The organism is Amaricoccus tamworthensis, assembly GCF_049800875.1.
Taxonomy (GTDB): domain Bacteria; phylum Pseudomonadota; class Alphaproteobacteria; order Rhodobacterales; family Rhodobacteraceae; genus Amaricoccus; species Amaricoccus tamworthensis.
In genome coordinates this window covers 140,627-156,184 of sequence record NZ_JBNAFV010000009.1, presented here as the reverse complement: position 1 = coordinate 156,184, position 15,558 = coordinate 140,627, and the positions used below count along the sequence as shown (strand labels likewise).

Annotated in this window: 15 protein-coding genes; 5 read left to right on the top strand and 10 right to left on the bottom strand. The window is 62.6% G+C overall.

Annotated features, from left to right (window positions below):
- Nucleotides 1–125: 125 nt before the first annotated feature.
- Together ACP15P_RS14875 and ACP15P_RS14870 are read left to right on the top strand one after the other, a co-directional pair.
- Nucleotides 126–701 carry a TetR/AcrR family transcriptional regulator gene (locus ACP15P_RS14875; RefSeq protein WP_424929152.1) on the top strand — a complete coding sequence of 192 codons (576 nt, stop codon included), beginning with the start codon at nt 126–128 and terminating at the stop codon, nt 699–701.
- Nucleotides 702–713: 12 nt separating this feature from the next.
- Nucleotides 714–1,568 (top strand): SDR family oxidoreductase, encoded by an 855-nt coding sequence (locus tag ACP15P_RS14870; protein WP_424929151.1) that lies wholly within the window; start codon nt 714–716, stop codon nt 1,566–1,568.
- Between the two features lie 8 nt (nt 1,569–1,576).
- On the opposite strand, the gene ACP15P_RS14865 is transcribed toward ACP15P_RS14870, so the two are convergent.
- Together ACP15P_RS14865 and ACP15P_RS14860 are read right to left on the bottom strand one after the other, a co-directional pair.
- On the bottom strand, nt 1,577–2,215 hold the full coding sequence (locus ACP15P_RS14865) for a GntR family transcriptional regulator (protein WP_424929150.1): 639 nt from the start codon (nt 2,213–2,215) through the stop codon (nt 1,577–1,579).
- A 21-nt stretch (nt 2,216–2,236) separates the two neighbouring features.
- Complete coding sequence (locus ACP15P_RS14860) at nt 2,237–3,151, bottom strand: dihydrodipicolinate synthase family protein (RefSeq protein WP_424929149.1); 915 nt, start codon at nt 3,149–3,151, stop codon at nt 2,237–2,239.
- A 153-nt stretch (nt 3,152–3,304) separates the two neighbouring features.
- Here ACP15P_RS14860 and ACP15P_RS14855 point away from each other — a divergent pair, with 153 nt between their 5' ends.
- Nucleotides 3,305–4,492 carry an alpha-hydroxy acid oxidase gene (locus ACP15P_RS14855; RefSeq protein WP_424929148.1) on the top strand — a complete coding sequence of 396 codons (1,188 nt, stop codon included), beginning with the start codon at nt 3,305–3,307 and terminating at the stop codon, nt 4,490–4,492.
- 137 nt (nt 4,493–4,629) lie between these two features.
- Nucleotides 4,630–6,342 carry a dihydroxy-acid dehydratase gene (locus ACP15P_RS14850; protein ID WP_424929147.1) on the top strand — a complete coding sequence of 571 codons (1,713 nt, stop codon included), beginning with the start codon at nt 4,630–4,632 and terminating at the stop codon, nt 6,340–6,342.
- 200 nt (nt 6,343–6,542) lie between these two features.
- On the opposite strand, the gene ACP15P_RS14845 is transcribed toward ACP15P_RS14850, so the two are convergent.
- From ACP15P_RS14845 to ACP15P_RS14815, 7 genes are all read right to left on the bottom strand, one after another.
- Nucleotides 6,543–7,271, bottom strand: a complete 729-nt coding sequence (locus tag ACP15P_RS14845; RefSeq protein ID WP_424929146.1) for an SDR family oxidoreductase — start codon at nt 7,269–7,271, stop codon at nt 6,543–6,545.
- Between the two features lie 22 nt (nt 7,272–7,293).
- Nucleotides 7,294–8,136: a carbohydrate ABC transporter permease gene (locus ACP15P_RS14840; RefSeq protein ID WP_424929145.1), complete on the bottom strand. Its 843-nt coding sequence runs from the start codon at nt 8,134–8,136 to the stop codon at nt 7,294–7,296.
- Nucleotides 8,137–8,141: 5 nt separating this feature from the next.
- Nucleotides 8,142–9,008 (bottom strand): carbohydrate ABC transporter permease, encoded by an 867-nt coding sequence (locus ACP15P_RS14835; RefSeq protein ID WP_424929144.1) that lies wholly within the window; start codon nt 9,006–9,008, stop codon nt 8,142–8,144.
- 177 nt (nt 9,009–9,185) lie between these two features.
- Nucleotides 9,186–10,439: an ABC transporter substrate-binding protein gene (locus ACP15P_RS14830; protein ID WP_424929143.1), complete on the bottom strand. Its 1,254-nt coding sequence runs from the start codon at nt 10,437–10,439 to the stop codon at nt 9,186–9,188.
- A gap of 315 nt (nt 10,440–10,754) precedes the next feature.
- Nucleotides 10,755–11,897, bottom strand: coding sequence for an ABC transporter ATP-binding protein (locus tag ACP15P_RS14825; RefSeq protein WP_424929142.1), 1,143 nt, complete (start codon nt 11,895–11,897; stop codon nt 10,755–10,757).
- A 153-nt stretch (nt 11,898–12,050) separates the two neighbouring features.
- On the bottom strand, nt 12,051–12,959 hold the full coding sequence (locus ACP15P_RS14820; RefSeq protein WP_424929141.1) for a PfkB family carbohydrate kinase: 909 nt from the start codon (nt 12,957–12,959) through the stop codon (nt 12,051–12,053).
- A 15-nt stretch (nt 12,960–12,974) separates the two neighbouring features.
- Complete coding sequence (locus ACP15P_RS14815) at nt 12,975–13,775, bottom strand: beta/alpha barrel domain-containing protein (protein ID WP_424929140.1); 801 nt, start codon at nt 13,773–13,775, stop codon at nt 12,975–12,977.
- 160 nt (nt 13,776–13,935) lie between these two features.
- Between ACP15P_RS14815 and ACP15P_RS14810 the strand changes: the two genes are divergently transcribed.
- Entirely contained in the window at nt 13,936–14,691 is a 756-nt protein-coding gene (locus tag ACP15P_RS14810) for a DeoR/GlpR family DNA-binding transcription regulator (protein WP_424929139.1), read from the top strand.
- Between the two features lie 3 nt (nt 14,692–14,694).
- Here the strand turns inward: ACP15P_RS14810 and ACP15P_RS14805 are convergent, their stop codons facing one another.
- Nucleotides 14,695–15,522 carry a sugar phosphate isomerase/epimerase family protein gene (locus ACP15P_RS14805; RefSeq protein WP_424929138.1) on the bottom strand — a complete coding sequence of 276 codons (828 nt, stop codon included), beginning with the start codon at nt 15,520–15,522 and terminating at the stop codon, nt 14,695–14,697.
- Nucleotides 15,523–15,558 lie beyond the last annotated feature (36 nt).

Sequence of the window (15,558 nt, the reverse complement as noted above, 5' to 3'; positions counted from 1 at the left end):
TGGCGTGTCGTGCCGACACGCCGGGAAACGACAAAACCACCTCTCCAAAACCAGAAAATCTCGATTCTCCATTGATAATGAATATTCATTATCATAGATGGACGCTGTCAGAGACGGAAAGAGCCATGCCACGGACCAGCAAGGACAAAACGAGAAAGAAGCTGCAGGACGCTCTGGTCGCGGAGGCGGTGGAGAACGGCATGGCGGCGGTGAATGTTGCGGGGATTGTGAAGCGGGCAAAGGTCTCGGCGGGGACGGTCTATGTGCATTTTGAGAACAAGGACGACATGCTGCGGCAGGTCTACCTTCAGCTCAAAACCGAGTTTCACGAGACCGTCACGCGCCACCGGGACGAGGCCGATACGGCCAGAATGGTGCGGCACATGTGGTTCGACATGTTTGACTTCGTGCGCGAACGGCCGCGGGATTTCCTGTTTCTCGACTATGGCAGCGCCGCGAAGATCCTGCTGCCGGAACAGCAGGCCATTGCGGACGGGTTTGCCGCGGATATTGCGGCCCTTCTGCGGCGCGGGGTGGATGACGGAACGCTGGCACCGCTCGATACGGGTATGCTTTCCCTGCTTCTGGTGGCACCGGCGATGCAGCTTGCGCGCGGTGCCGTGATCTCGGGGCGTCCCATCACTGATGACGTTGTTGCGGCGACCTTTGACCGGGTCTGGCTGTCGATCAAAAATCACTAAAAGGTATATGGAATGAACAAGGTAATTCTCGTCACCGGGACCTCCACGGGGCTCGGCATCGCGATCGCGGTCCAGGCGGCACGGGCCGGGCACAGGGTTTACGCCACCATGCGCAACCTGGCCAAACGCGGGCAGCTCGATGAGGCCGCGGAGGCCGCGGGCGTGTCAATGGAGGTGGTGCAGCTTGACGTGCAGGACACGGCCTCGGTCACCCAGGCGGTGGACGCGGTGGTGGATCGCGAGGGGCGGATTGACGTTCTGATCAACAATGCCGGGATGGGCTACGCCCGCAGCCTGGAGCAGGCTGACGAGGCGGATGTTCAGCGCATTCTCGACATCAACTACATGGGTGTTGTGCGCTGCACGAAAGCGGTCATGCCGCATATGCGCAAGGCGCGTTCGGGTCATGTCATCAATATCAGCTCGGTTGGCGGGCTGGTCGGGCAGCCGTTCAACGAGGTCTATTGCGGGGCCAAGTTCGCGGTCGAAGGACTGACGGAATCGATGGCGAGCTACATCACGCCGGCCTTTGGCATTGAGTTTACGGCCGTGGAGCCCGGCGGGATCGCGTCGGAATTTGCCAACACCGTCCTGAGCCAGATCGAGGAAACCGGCGGGATGCTGGAGGATGAGTATCTGCCGATCCTGCAGAAATATGTGGCCGGGTCGCGGAACCGTCAGGGTGGCGACGCCTACCAGACCGCGGATCAGGTGGCGGAGGTCGTGATGCGGGTGATGGAGGCGGAGGAGCCGCCGCTGCGCATCCGGACATCGGCCTGGTCCGAGGGTTTCACGAAGCTGAAAACCGGGCTGGACCCGGATGGCCGCAAACTGCAGCGCCTGGTGTCGGAACAGATCCTGGGCTGAGGCGCGGCCTAGATCCGCACCACACGCTGGATGGCACTGTCGAGATGGGCGTTCAGGGCGGCCTCGGCTTTATCGGGGTCGCGGGTTTCCAGCGCATCGATAAGGGCGAGATGTTCGTCCATCACCGAGACCACCAGTTCGGGCAGCATCCGTGTGTCCTCATTGCGGATCAGGCGGATCTTGATGGAATTGGTACGATAGATTGACGAGATCAGGTCGTTGCCGAGCGCGTCGATCATGCGGTCATGCATGTTCCAGTCCATCTGCTGGGCGCGGGCGAGCAGTTCAGGGGTCACGCCCCCGGCGGCCTCGGCCCGGATGGCCAGGTGGCGCTCGCGCAGCTCGGCCAGTTCCGCGTCGGAAGCCACGGTGACGAAGGTGCGCACGGCCTCCCGCTCCAGCACCGAGCGGAGCTGGAACGCGTTGCGGATAATGCCCAGGTCGGCCTGCATGATCTGAAGGCCGCGGTTGGGGACCGGGCGGATCAGGCCGTCGGCCTCAAGGCGGGGGATCATCTCACGGATGGCTCCGAGCGGCATTCCGGTCAGCTTGACCAGTTCCCTTTGCGACACGAACTGGCCCAGCGATATCTCGCGGTTGAGCAGCTGTTCGGTGAAGGTGTCGTAGGCCTGGTCGCGCAGCGTCATGTTGTCTCCCCCTGCCCTGTCTCAGGCTTTCAACAGATTTACCCGACCCTGCAGCGCCTCGACAATAGCCGCGTTGGCCGGAGTGAGCGGCGGGCGCGTGGCGTGCCAGCCGTCGTCATTGCGCGTGGCCCCCACCAGCGCCTTGATGAGTGGTGTCACCGGCACGGTGATAATGTCGGTGACGAGATCATCCAGTGCGGGGTCCTGTTGGCCCTGATGGACGAGAGCCGAGATGCGGGCGGGCAGCAGGTTGGCCATGCCGCTGATCGCCCCGGCGCCACCGAGCGGCGCAGCACGGGCGAGCAGACGCTCATCTCCGATCAGGACGGCAAGACCGTCAATGGCGAGCATTTCCTGGGCGTGGTCCCAGCTGCCCTCGCTGTCCTTCACACCGAAGATTTCCTCCGGGAAAGCCTGTTTCAACAGGCGGATTATGGCGGCGTCGAAGCGGATGCCGGTGACCTGGGGGATGTGGTAGATGATAATCTGCGGCGCGGCGTCGGCGGTCAGGCGGATGAAGTCCGAGACCCAGGCGAAAAGCGCGTCGTCATCGACACCCTTGAAATAGTATGGCGGCGCCAGCAGCAGGCGGCGCACGCCAAACCCGAATGCTTCCCGGGCCTGGGCGACTGCGGTTTCCATGTCGGAGGCCGCGATGCAGACCGTGACCTGGGAGGGCTCAACCGCGCGTCCGACAACAGCCTCCAGCATGGCGCGGCGCTCGGAGGGTCCGATGGAGGCCCCCTCGCCCGTGGTGCCGAACAGGGTCACGCCCTGTGCGCCACCGGCCACGATGTCGCGAGCCAGGGCAACGAGGCGTTCCAGATCCACGGAGCCATCCGCAGCGAACGGCGTCACCATCGCGGCGGACACGCCAAAAAGATGCGCATTCGGACAGTGAACGGCTGCGGAAGTATCGGCGGGACTGGTCAGCATTGGGGACTCCGGTAAAATTTTTTCACTGACATGTTGGCTGGTTGACAGTGAATTTGCAAGGGTTGACGCCACCCCCACAACCTGCTCCAAATTCAGCAGCGGCCCGGTCAGGGAGGACCGGGCTTTTGGATTCAGGGATCTGACGGAACCAGCATGTTTGCAAACATGGACGATGTCCGCGCACGGGCGGCGCGCCGCCTGCCGCGGGTTTTTTTTGAGTATATCGACGGCGCGGCCTTCAGCGAGGAAACGGCGCGGCGCAACATCTCCGATTTTCAGCGGATTGAGTTGCGGCAGAGGGTGCTGCGCGATGTGTCGGAGCGGAGCCTGGCGGGGCCCTTGCTGGGGAAGGAGCGGTCCATGCCGCTGGCCCTGGGACCGGTGGGGTTCAGCGGGCTGTTCGAGGCGGATGGCGAGATTGCGGCGGCCCGGGCCGCGCATGCCAATGGCCTGCCCTACTGTCTGTCGACCTTTGGGATAACCTCGCTCAAACGGTTGCGGGAGAAGACCGACGGGGCGCTGTGGTTTCAGCTTTATGTCCTGACGGACCGGGAACTGGCCACGGAGATGATCCAGGCCGCGATTGACGCGGATGTTGAGGCCCTGGTTTTGACCGTGGACACGCCGGTGCATGGGATCCGCGAAAAGGACATTCGGAACGGGTTCCGGTCGCTGACGGGTGTTACGCCGAAGCTGGCTTTTGCTCTGGCACAGCGGCCGGGGTGGTGCGCGCGCATTCTGCGCAAAGGTGCGGTGCCGCGCATTGGCAATCTGGACAGCCGGCCGGAAATGGGCCGGAACGCTCTGGAACAGGCCGTGAGCATTGCCTCAAAGGTTGATGCCTCAATGACCTGGGAGGATGTGGACTGGATCCGGGAACGCTGGCCGCGCAAGCTGATCATCAAGGGTCTGACCGAAGCGGAGGACGCCAAGTCCTGCGTGGCCCATGGGGCCGATGGCGTGGTGATTTCCAACCATGGCGGGCGGCAGCTGGACCAGAGCCGGTCCACCATTGATGCCCTGCCCGATATTGTTGAGGCCGTGGGTGGCAGTACCGAGATCCTGATCGATGGCGGGTTCCGCCGGGGCAGTGATGTTTACAAGGCGCTGGCGCTGGGGGCGAATGGTGTTCTGCTCGGCCGGGCCTATGCCTATGGCCTGGCTGCGGCGGGTGAGAAGGGCGTGGATGCGGTCATCGCGATGATCCGCACGGAGCTCGACACGCAGATGGCGCAGACCGGTCTGACGCAGCTGCGCGAGGTGGCGCGGCATCGAGATGCGGTTTTACGGATTCGGGCTGGTCGCGGACTCTGCTCTGGTCTTGTTGACACAACCGGGTAATCCCGACACGCTCCGGGAAACGGACGGGAGTGGACGGGGATGGTGGTTGTTGTGAGCTGCGGTTTGGCTGCGCGAAATGCTGCGCAGCATAATTGTTTATGCTGCGCGGTAAGTCATTGTCATGCCGGTATTTTGTCATGACCGGGCGCGCGGGCAAGGGTCTGGACGGGCGGCTGACCGAATATGGCGACCGGGGGTTTGCGCGGTTTCTACGCGACGCGTTTCTGAAGGCGAAAGGCTACGGGCCGGAGGCGCTGGAGAAGCCGGTTGTGGCGATCTGTGACACCGGGTCGGATTTCAATCCGTGCCATGCCACGGCCCCGCAACTGATCGAGGCGATTTCGCGCGGTGTGACCATGGCGGGCGGGCTGCCGATGGTGTTTCCCACGATCTCGCTCCATGAGAGTTTTTCGCATCCCACCTCGATGTTTCTACGCAACCTGATGTCGATGGACACGGAGGAGATGCTCAAGGCGCTGCCGATGGATGCGGCGGTGCTGATCGGGGGGTGCGACAAGACCATACCGGCGCAGCTGATGGGGGCGATCAGTGCGAACGTGCCGACCCTGTCCGTGGCCGTGGGTCCGATGCTGACCGGGTCGCGGGAGGGCGAAAGGCTTGGCGCCTGTACGGATTGCCGCAGGCTCTGGGGCGAGCACCGGGCGGGTGCAATGGATGCGGAGGACCTGGAGGTGGCGCAGTCGCAGCTGATGGCCTCGCACGGGACCTGCATGGTGATGGGGACAGCGAGTTCCATGGCCTGTGTGGCGGAGGTGCTGGGCTTCATGCTGCCCGGCGGGTCGAGCATTCCGGCGGTGCATTCGGAGCGCTGGCGACATGCGGAGGCCTCAGGACGGCGGGCGGTTGAGATGGCGCTGGCCGGGGGTCCCTGCCCTGCCGATCTGGTGACGGAGGCCACGGTGCGAAATGCCTGTGTGACGCTGCAGGCTTTGGCGGGGTCGACGAATGTGCCGATCCATCTGGCCGCGATTGCCGGGCGGGCCGGAATACGCCTGTCGCTCGATGAGCTGGACCGGCTGGGCGAACAGGTGCCGATCCTGGCGGATCTGAAACCGGTTGGGCGGGTTTATATGCAGGATTTCCATGCGGCCGGTGGTTTGCCCGCTCTGTTGCGCGAACTGGCGCGGGAGGGGCTGTTTGATGTGGACACCGCCACGGCGGACGGTCGGAGCTGGGGTGAGGTTCTGGACGCCTGGCCGAAGTGGCGCGACGGGGAGGTTATTCGGGACATTGCCAATCCGGTGACGGAGGGCAGCGCGATTGCCGTGGTTCGGGGCAGCCTGGTGCCGGATGGTGCGGTGATCAAACAGGCGGCAATGACCCCGGCGCTGCGCTCACATGAGGGGCCGGCACTGGTGTTTGACAGTCTGGAGGACCTGCATGCGCGCATCGACGATCCGGACCTCGCGGTGACGGAGGCGCATGTTCTGGTGCTGCGCAATGCCGGGCCGGTGGGCGCACCGGGGATGCCGGAAGCGGGGTTGATCCCGATCCCGAAGAAGCTGGCCGCGACGGGTGTTCGGGACATGGTGCGGATTTCGGACGCGCGAATGTCGGGAACGGCCTATGGCGCGGTTGTTCTGCACGCGGCGCCGGAGGCGGCCGTGGGTGGACCGCTGGCGCTGGTGCGCGATGGCGACCGGATCAGACTGGAGCTGGATGAGCGCAGGCTGGATCTGCTCGTAGATGCGGAGGAGTTGGAGCGGCGGCGGGCGGAGTGGGTTGCGCCCGCGACGCCCGTGCGGGGGTACGCGCGGCTGTTTGCCACGACGGTTGAGCAGGCGGACCGGGGGTGTGACCTGGATTTTTTGACGGGGTTGGAGGATTAGAGGGCACAACGCGAGGCGGGACGCGCCATGACCGACTTTGGGTGGGCTTCGGGCCGGTTGGCTGAGGCGTACTTTCAAAAGCCTGGATGCCATCGTTCAGTTCATGTCGTCGGGTATGCCCTCCCGTGGGGAAAGTCGGGCATGGCGTGTCGTGCCGACACGCCGGGAAGGCCGATGGGGCGGTGCGAAAAGCCTTACGATCAGACCGCGGTGAAACCACCGTCGATGGGGAGGGTGACGCCGGAGATCATGGAGGCGCCGTCGGAGAGCAGGAACACGATGGGGGCAGCGATTTCGTCCTCGGTGGCCCAGCGACCTAATGGCATGGTCTCGAGGAACGGGCCCTGGATCTCCGGGCGGCCCCAGTACCAGGCGGACATTGGTGTCATAACGACCGTCGGATTGACGCTGTTGACCCTGATGTTATGGGGGCCGAGTTCGAGCGCGGAAACGCGGGTGATGTTGTCGAGTGCGGCCTTGCTTGAGCCATAGGAGATATGCCCCTTCAGACCCACGAGCGAGGCCTGGCTGGAGACGTTGACGATGGCCCCTCCCCTCCCCAGACGGATCATGGACTGCGAGGCGTATTTGGTGACGAGAAGCGCGCCGCGGGCGTTGATGGAGATGACCCTGTCAAAGACGGAAATGTCGGTCTCCATTGGGGTCGCGATCTCACCGCCGAAGCCGCCGCAGTTCACGACACCGTAGAGGTCGAGACCTTCGAGAGCGTCGCGGATGCTGTCCTCGGATTCGAGGTCGAAAGGCAGCGTGCGGCAGCCGGTGTCCTTCGCCAGTTCGGCCAGGGCCTCCTCATTGCGGCCATTGGCGATGACATCCGCGCCCGCCGCGCGAAGCTGTCGCACGGTAGCCCCGCCAATGCCGCCGCTGGCGCCCGTGACGAGAATTGCGCCTCTGTCCAGTCCGTTCATGTGTTCCCCCGGAATGTTCTGTTTATTTGACGGCCCCGGCGGTCATGCCGGCCAGGAAGTATTTTTGTGCGAAGAGATAGACCAGCATCAGCGGCACGGAGCCCAACACGCTCATGGCCATCATCTCGTTCCATTCAAACGCGTGCTGGCCCATCAGCATCTGGATCCCGATTGGCACGGTGCGCATGTCGGATGATTTGGTCAGGGTCAGGGCGAAGAGGAACTCGTTCCAGCAGAGCAGGAAGGTATAGACTGAGGTGGCCACGATGCCCGGCAGCGAGACCGGCACGATAACACGCCAGAGGGCCGTCCAGCTTGAGCCGCCGTCCACCGCCACGGCCTCGTCGAGGTCGCGGGGCAGCGTGTTGAGGTAGCCGGTCATCAGCAGGATCGCATAGGGCAGCGTGAAGACCATATAGGTCAGGATCAATGCCCAGTAGGTGTCGAAGAGGCCGTAACTCACGACCATCCCGAAGAACGGGATCAAAAGCGTGATGGGCGGAATGGTCTGGGTGCTGATGATGATGGTGTTAAGGCTGTTCTTGCCGATGAAACGGAACCGGCTGAAGGCATAGGCGGAGAGCAGTGCGATGAAGACGGTCAGGCCGGTTACGGCGAAAGCGACCAGGTAGCTGTTGAAGAAGTAGCGCAGCTTTTGGCCGTCGGTGAAAATCGCAATGTAGGCCTCGACCGTGAACATCTTCGGCAGCACGGTCGGCGGCAGAGCGAAGATCTCGGTGTTGGATTTGAACGAACTGCTCAGCATCCAGAAGATCGGGAAGGTGGCAAACAGGAGACCGCCCAGAAGACCGGCATAAAGGCCCAGCGTCAGCAGTCTCTCTTTTCTGCGTTTGGATCGTCGCATGGGGGTTACCGTGCTTTCTGGTGTCGGATGTAGAAGAAGGTGAAGCAGAGCGAGATGATCAGGATGAGCACCGAGCTTGCCGCCGCCTGGGACATGTCGAACTGTGCGAAGGCAAGTTTATACGTATAGGTGCTGAGAACCTCGGTGGCATAGATCGGACCGCCACCGGTGGTCATCCAGATCAGCGGGAAGACATGCATGGTCCAGATGAAATCGAGCAGGGAAATGCTGATGATGATCGGCATGAGCTGCGGGATGGTGATGAAGGCGAGTTTCTGGATGCCGTTGGCGCCGTCAATGTCGGCGGCCTCATAGAGATCGCGGGGGATGCCCTGGAGGCCGGCAAGCAGGCTGACCATGAAGAGCGGATAGCCCGCCCAGATATTGGCCGCGGTGACCGCGTGCAGTGCCGTGGCCGGATTCGAGAACCATTCGATTTTGGTGTCGATGATGTTGAGCGTCATCAGCAGACTGTTCACCACGCCGTTGGGTTCAAGGATCAGTCGCCAGATCACGGCGATGATTACGGCGGTGAAGAGCCAGGGCAGGATATAGAGCACGCGCAGGACGCTGCGCAGTTTTGGATTGATGCGGTCGCTGTTGAGCATGAGCGCAAACGCGAGGCCGATGCTCATGTGGAAGACGACGCTCATGGCGGTGAAGTAGGCGGTGTGCCAGAGGGAGGCCCAGAAGATGGGATCACCCAGAACCGCGGCATAGTGTTTGAGGCCCGCGAAGGTGGTGTCGGGGCGCAGGATCGCGCTTTCCTGAAAGGAGTAGAGGATCACCGAGATCATCGGGACCATCATCAGCAGGGCCAGGAAAATCAGCGCCGGAGACAGATAGACATAGGGTATCAGTGACCGCGTCATTTTGCGGGAAACGCGTCTGGGGGCTGTTTGGGTCAGTGACAAGGCCTGGCCGCTCCGTGGTTGGTCAATGCGGCGATCCGCGCGGGATGCCGGTCTTTCCTGGGCTTGGATGAGGGGGTTGGAGGGCGACGCCGGATTTTCCGGTGCCGCCCTCCGGGTCCGCTGGGAGGACGGATCTTACTGTTCGAATTCCTGCATCCAGCTTGCCTGGGCAGCAGCGGCGGCCTCGGCCGGGGACTGCTGACCATCGAGCATCTTCTGGATCTCGACGCTGAACTGGCGCATCAGGTCTACAGCGACCGGAAGGCCGGTGAACTCATTGGCGAGGTAGCCTTCCTGGAAGATCTCAAACGCCTTGCCGAAGGCCGGGTCGGAGGTCACGAAGTCAGGCTTCGCGTTGACGTTGCCGGGGAAGGCGTTGGCGATGGAGACGAGGCGGGCGTTGACCTCCTCGGACATCATGTACTCGACGAACTTCCAGGCCTCTTCCTTATGCTCGGTGCTCTCGGAGATGCCGATGCCCCAGGAGGCGTAGGGCAGACCGCGGGCGCCGTCGTAACCCTCTACGACCGGGATGGCCGTGATCTCGAAGTTCAGGTCGGGGTTTCGGTCGCGGATGAGGTTCACGTGGGCGAGGGTGTCGACCATCATGCCGACGCGGCCGTTGACGAACTCCTCGACTTTTTCCTGCTCGGTCTTGGAGGAGATGCCCGGTGCGATGACGCCGGCCTCGTCCATGGACTTGATGTAGTCGAGTGCGGCGATGACCGCCTCGCCCTCAAGGTTGGGCGTGCCGCCGTCCATCATGCTTTCGCCGGAGGCCCAGACCCAGGAGAGGACGTCGTTCTGTACGCCGCTGGGGGACTGGAGCGAGAGCGGCAAGGTCCAGCCGTAGCGGTTTTCGTCCGCGTTGGTCATCTTCTGCGCGGCTTCCAGGAATTCTGCGCGGGTGGACGGCATTTCCGTGATGCCAACCTCGGCCGCCATATCCGTGTTGATGAAGATCGGATAGACGAAGGAAGCCAGGGGGAACATGACGCTCCTGCCGTCGACCTCGATGATGTCAGCCACCTGGTCACGGTCGAATTCTGCGGCGTCCATCAGCGGGCCCATGTCCGCGATGGCGTTCTGTTTGCTGAGGTCATTTACCCATGCGCCGTCGAGACCGACGATGTCGCTCAGTGTGCCGGTGGCGGCACCAATGGCGATCTGATCCCGGGTCGTGGCGTAGGGGCCGCTGTTGAGGGTGACGGTGATGCCGGGGTTGGCGGCCTGGAAATCATCGACGATGGAGCGGAGCGCGTTTTCGGGCAGCTCGGGCTCCCACCATTGCGTGAACTCCAGGCTCACGTCGGCCATGGCACCGGTTGCGCTCAAGAGAGTGATTGCGGTAGCGGATTTCAGGGCCACCATTGTTTTTTGAAGTTTCATTTCGGTTCCTCCCGTCAAGGTGTCGCGCCGGTTTTTCGGCTGCGTTGGTCAAGTAGGTTCTCTTTGCCGCTTTCTGTCAATAATAAGTTGTCACAAACAGCAATTTATTTTTACATTCTGTAAAAGTTTGACAGTCAAGTGTCTGAATTTCATACGTATTCCGATAGCCTCCACGTTGTTTTGGCACGGTGTTTCCGGCGGCTGGCGCTATCGTCCGATGCGGCCATCCGAAACCAGTCGAAACCCGGTGATTTACGCTGCAAACGACGATTCGCTGCGTCGAAAACCAGCCGGGAAATGTCGTCCCGCCCGCCGTTACACAGCCTCGTGGGTGCGGGGGTCAAAGAAGTGCAGGCGGCTGACGTCGATGCCCATGTCGATGGACATGCCGTGGGTGACGCTGCTGCGCGGTTCAAACCGGGCGACACCGTTTGAGGAGCCGCTGAGGTCCTCCACCGCATCGGGATCGCCGGAATCGACCGGGATCGCGTCGATGCTGAAGTGGAGCATGATTTCGGAGCCCAGTTCCTCGATGTTGAAAACCTGGGCCGGGATGGTCGGGAGTTTTCGGCCTGATTCAAGCGTGCTGTCGTAGAGATCCTCAGGGCGGATGCCGAAGACGATTTTGTCGCCCTCATACGCCTGAAGCCGTGCCATGCGGTCGGGGGCGACCTCGCCCAGGGGGATCTGGAAGCCGGAGAGGTGCAGAGCGCCGCCGCGCAGTTCGGCCTCGTAGAGGTTCATGGAGGGCGAGCCGATGAAGCCGGCGACGAAGGCGTTTGCGGGGTGTTCGTAGAGGCGTTTGGGGGCGTCGACCTGTTGCAGGACACCGCCCTTCATCACCGCGACGCGGTCGCCCATGGTCATGGCTTCGGTCTGGTCATGGGTGACGTAGATGGTGGTCACGCCAAGCTGCCGCTGGAGGCTGGCGATTTCGGCGCGCATCTGAACGCGGAGTTTGGCGTCCAGGTTCGACAGCGGCTCATCCATCAGGAAGGCGGACGGCTCGCGCACCATGGCGCGACCCATTGCGACCCTCTGTCGCTGGCCGCCGGAGAGATTGGCGGGGCGGCTGTCAAGATGGGGGGTCAGTTGCAGGATTTTGGCGATCTCGGCCACGCGGGCGTCGCGGTCGGGTTTTTTCCAGCCGGACAGGCGCATGGAGAAGCCGATGTTTTCGGCCACGGTCATGTGGGGGTAGAGCGCGTAACTCTGGAACACCATGGCGATGTCGCGTTCCTTGGGTGTCATGTCGATGACATCCACGCCGCCAATGGTCATGCTGCCACTGGAGACATCCTCCAGGCCCGCGATCATGCGCAGGGCGGTTGACTTGCCGCATCCGGAGGGGCCGACTAGGATCAGAAACTCTCCATCCTCAATGTCGAGATTCAGGTTGTTGATCGCCTGAAAGCTCCCGAAGGTTTTGCAGATATCCCTGAGAACGACGTTGGCCATCTTCCCCTCCCCTCTTTCGGTTCGCCTGGGCCGGACCTTCTGCCATCACGAGTCGGATGTGATGGGGGTCGACTTCCTGGCAGTCTTTTCCGTTGCAGTCATACTAGAGTCATTTTTACAGTGGGAAAAGTTTTATTTTACGTATTGTAATTTTTATCTGGACGAAACGTTCGGTTTTTCCGCCATCAGGCGCTCGACGGCGTCGCGTGTCGGCAGAGCCTCGCGCCCGCCGCGGCCCGTGACGGAGAGCGCGGCGGAGGCGGAGGCGAATCTGACGCAGTCCAGAATGTCGCGGCCCTCTGACAGGGCAACGGCATAGGCACCGTGGAAACAGTCTCCCGCCCCAGTGGTGTCGATGACCGGCGTTTTGAAAGCCGGGATGTGCTCACAGTCGGTGTGCCCGCGCCGAAGAACGAAAGATCCGGCCTCCCCATCCGTCAGGACGACCGCGGTACGGTCGGAGGTCCAAAACGCGCTGGCGATTTCGGCAGGCGTATCGCAGCCGGTGTGCTGGCGGGCATAGCCCATGGGCAGGACAAGGTGATCGGCCAGATCGAGCAGGCGGTCGGTGCCGGAAGGCGCGGTCCATTCGATATCCGCGACAATGGGCAGGCCAAGGTGGCTCGCGCGAGCCACGACATCGAGGGAGGACACCGCATAGCCGTCGATGAGCAGCACACTCGCGGCCCGCAACAGATCATCAGACAGGTCCGGAGTGGTGCCGGTCATGACGTCGTCGTCATAGGCGATGAAGCGTTCGCCATCCGGTGCGACCGTAATGGTCGACTGGACGGCGGTGGCGTCGGGGTGTTTGGGGGCGTGAGAGATGTCCACGCCATTCGCAAGCAGGTCGCGGGAGGATGGATCCTGTTTGGTGTCGGAATTGAGCCAGCCGACGAACCCGGCCGACGCGCCAAGGCGGGCGGCGGTGACAAGCGCGGTCGCCACGTTGCCGCCATGGGCCGTGATCCGGCGGGTCACCCGCCCCTTGCCCGAGGACAGGGGCTGATCGACATAGATCACGTGATCCATTGAGATGGCGCCGAAACCCAGGATGTCCATCGTCCCGCTCACCGGTCAGGCGCCCGCGCGGGCCAGGGCATCCTCGCCGCTCAGGCCATCGTGGATGACGCCCTTGAAAGCCAGGGCCGCTTTGGTCGGATCGCCGTGCCCCCAAAGGTTGCGGCCGACCACGGCTCCACGTGCACCGGCGCGCATCGCGTCGGAGGTCTGCTGTAATGCGCCCAGCAGCGTGTCGGTTTTCGGGCCACCGGCGATGACGAGCGGGATGGGACAGGTGGCGACGGTTTCCTGGAAGCTGTCGAAGTCACCGGTGTAACCTACCTTGACCACGTCCACACCGCTCTCGTAGCCGATACGAACGGCGTAGGCGATCTCCTCGGGCGTGAAGACGATCTCGGGGCCGTTGGTGAAGATGCGGGGATAAACATGGGCGATCACCGGCATGCCGTAGCGGGCGGCGGCATTCACGGAATCGGTCAGCCAACGGATGTATTGGCCTTCCGTGTTGCCGCGGACCGGGATGGCGACGGCCAGGGCATCGGCCCCGGCACGGACGGCATCCTCGGGGGTGGCAATCAGTTGGCTGATGCGGTCGTCCGGTGTGAAGCAGCCGGCCTGAATGACCAGGGAGGCCTTGCCGACATACTTCGGCCAGAGGTGACGCGCTGCGCCGGGCTGAATGCTCACATAGTCGGGCTCGCCGGCCATGACACGGTCAAGCGCGCCCGGCAGGTCGGCGAGACCACCCTTCCGCACGTCGCCATATCCCACGAAGTGGTCAACGGCACCGCCGAACAGGTTTCCGGACGGGTGCGAGAACAGGCGGGACAGTCGGACCTGGGTTCCTAGGGTCATTATTCTGGCTTTCTCCAAAAGCTGTGTTGGTCAGATGAAAACTGGCTAAACGAAAGCCAAACGAAAAGATATCTTTTGTTTTCTTTCGAAACTGATTAGTTTGGGCGCTGGCTTGGGAACAATCACAAAAATTCCAAATCGGGAGGCGACGGAGGCGATCATGTTTGCAGAGGAAAGACGTCAGCAGATTGTCGATCTGCTGCGCAGTGCGGGACAGGTCCGGACGCGGGAGCTTTCGGAACGGTTCGGGGTATCGGAAGTAACGATTCGCACAGACCTGGACAATCTGGACGACCGCGAGCTGCTGAAGAAAACCCATGGCGGTGCAATTGCCCTGCCCCAGAGCGCGCCCGATGCGGCGTTTGACAGGCGCATGCAGTCCAATGCCGATGCGAAACACCGGATCGGGCGGATGGCGGCGCAGCAGCTGGTGAACAGCCAGTCGGTGATTTTCGACAGCGGCTCGACCACGATGCACATCGCCATGCACATGCCGCAACTGCGCCACGTGATGGTGGCAACCCCGGCCATGAACATCGCGCAGATGCTGATGGACCGACCAGGGCTCGATGTTCACATGCTGGGGGGGCGGGTGGATGCGAGCACGGTCAGCACCCTGGTCGGGCCGCAGCAGATGGACGGGCTTTTGGCGCATCAGGTGTTCATGGCGGCCCATGCAATCGATTCCTCCTTTGACATTGTGGACCAGAGCGAGGATGTGGCCCGGAGCAAACGCAACCTGATGCAGATGGCGCGGCGGGTGGTTCTGGTGGTGGATTCCACAAAGTGGGACGTGGGCGGACCGTCGAAGGCTTTTCCGCTGTCACGGGTGGATCTGGTGATTACCGACAGCGGGCTTCCGGCACCGATTCGCAAGCGGCTTCGGGACCGGAATATCGACGTGCTGTTCGCCTAGGCGTCAGGCTTCCACGGAACGCAGGGCCATCATGCGCCCAAAGTTGGTTTTCACGGCGGCGGAGGGGTCTTTGCCCGCCTCCTCCGATTCCTCCTCGACCACGATCCATCCGTTGAAGTTGGGGGCGGTCAGGGCGGAGTTAATGACCGCGTTTACGTCGCAGACACCGTCGCAGAGCATGGCCCAGTCGCCGGACGCGTCCACGTCCTTCAGGTGAACATAGCGAATGCGGTCGGCGTAGGTGGCCATCACGTCCATGATGTCCTGGTTGCCGCGCAGGATGTGGCCGGTATCAGGCACCCACCCTACCCCGCCGTCGAGACGTGCGAAGATCTGGTCGTAGTCATTTCGGTCGAAGAGAAGCGTATTGTGATGGGATGAGGGGTGCAGAGCGACGGTGACGCCAAGGCTTTTGCCCAGTTCGGTTGAGCGGTTGTAGATGTCTGCCGCAACGTTAAATTTCGCGGAGCGGTCGCCGGGGGACATGACGGTGGCGGAGCCCATGGAGATCAGGGCGCCGGGGAAATGCGCGGCAAATCCGGCCCAGCGGCGGCAGGCCTCCAGGTCGGCTTCGGCCTGGTCGGGCTCGGTGAATCCACCGTCGGAGCCGTAGGCGAAGGAGACGAGCGACAGACCCGCATCGTCCAGGCGTTTGGCAAAGTCTGCCGGGCGTGAGGCGTAGTCACCGATCATGGTATCGGTGATCTCAATACCCTGATAGCCCGCATCGGCGATAGCCTGCACAAGATCGTCGGCGGTGCCGGTCCAGGCGTCGCCGAGCATTTCCCAGGTAAAGGTCTGACATCCGTATTTCAGGCTGCGTTCGTTCATGACTGATCCTCCCGTGCGGCGGCCCTCCATTGTTCG

Bases quoted from the DNA above. Each gene is read 5' to 3' on its own strand.
- ACP15P_RS14875 (WP_424929152.1), top strand. From the start codon at position 126: ATGCCACGGACCAGCAAGGACAAAACGAGAAAGAAGCTGCAGGACGCT.
- ACP15P_RS14870 (WP_424929151.1), top strand. From the start codon at position 714: ATGAACAAGGTAATTCTCGTCACCGGGACCTCCACGGGGCTCGGCATC.
- ACP15P_RS14865 (WP_424929150.1), bottom strand. From the start codon at position 2,215: ATGACGCTGCGCGACCAGGCCTACGACACCTTCACCGAACAGCTGCTC.
- ACP15P_RS14860 (WP_424929149.1), bottom strand. From the start codon at position 3,151: ATGCTGACCAGTCCCGCCGATACTTCCGCAGCCGTTCACTGTCCGAAT.
- ACP15P_RS14855 (WP_424929148.1), top strand. From the start codon at position 3,305: ATGTTTGCAAACATGGACGATGTCCGCGCACGGGCGGCGCGCCGCCTG.
- ACP15P_RS14850 (WP_424929147.1), top strand. From the start codon at position 4,630: ATGACCGGGCGCGCGGGCAAGGGTCTGGACGGGCGGCTGACCGAATAT.
- ACP15P_RS14845 (WP_424929146.1), bottom strand. From the start codon at position 7,271: ATGAACGGACTGGACAGAGGCGCAATTCTCGTCACGGGCGCCAGCGGC.
- ACP15P_RS14840 (WP_424929145.1), bottom strand. From the start codon at position 8,136: ATGCGACGATCCAAACGCAGAAAAGAGAGACTGCTGACGCTGGGCCTT.
- ACP15P_RS14835 (WP_424929144.1), bottom strand. From the start codon at position 9,008: ATGACGCGGTCACTGATACCCTATGTCTATCTGTCTCCGGCGCTGATT.
- ACP15P_RS14830 (WP_424929143.1), bottom strand. From the start codon at position 10,439: ATGAAACTTCAAAAAACAATGGTGGCCCTGAAATCCGCTACCGCAATC.
- ACP15P_RS14825 (WP_424929142.1), bottom strand. From the start codon at position 11,897: ATGGCCAACGTCGTTCTCAGGGATATCTGCAAAACCTTCGGGAGCTTT.
- ACP15P_RS14820 (WP_424929141.1), bottom strand. From the start codon at position 12,959: ATGGACATCCTGGGTTTCGGCGCCATCTCAATGGATCACGTGATCTAT.
- ACP15P_RS14815 (WP_424929140.1), bottom strand. From the start codon at position 13,775: ATGACCCTAGGAACCCAGGTCCGACTGTCCCGCCTGTTCTCGCACCCG.
- ACP15P_RS14810 (WP_424929139.1), top strand. From the start codon at position 13,936: ATGTTTGCAGAGGAAAGACGTCAGCAGATTGTCGATCTGCTGCGCAGT.
- ACP15P_RS14805 (WP_424929138.1), bottom strand. From the start codon at position 15,522: ATGAACGAACGCAGCCTGAAATACGGATGTCAGACCTTTACCTGGGAA.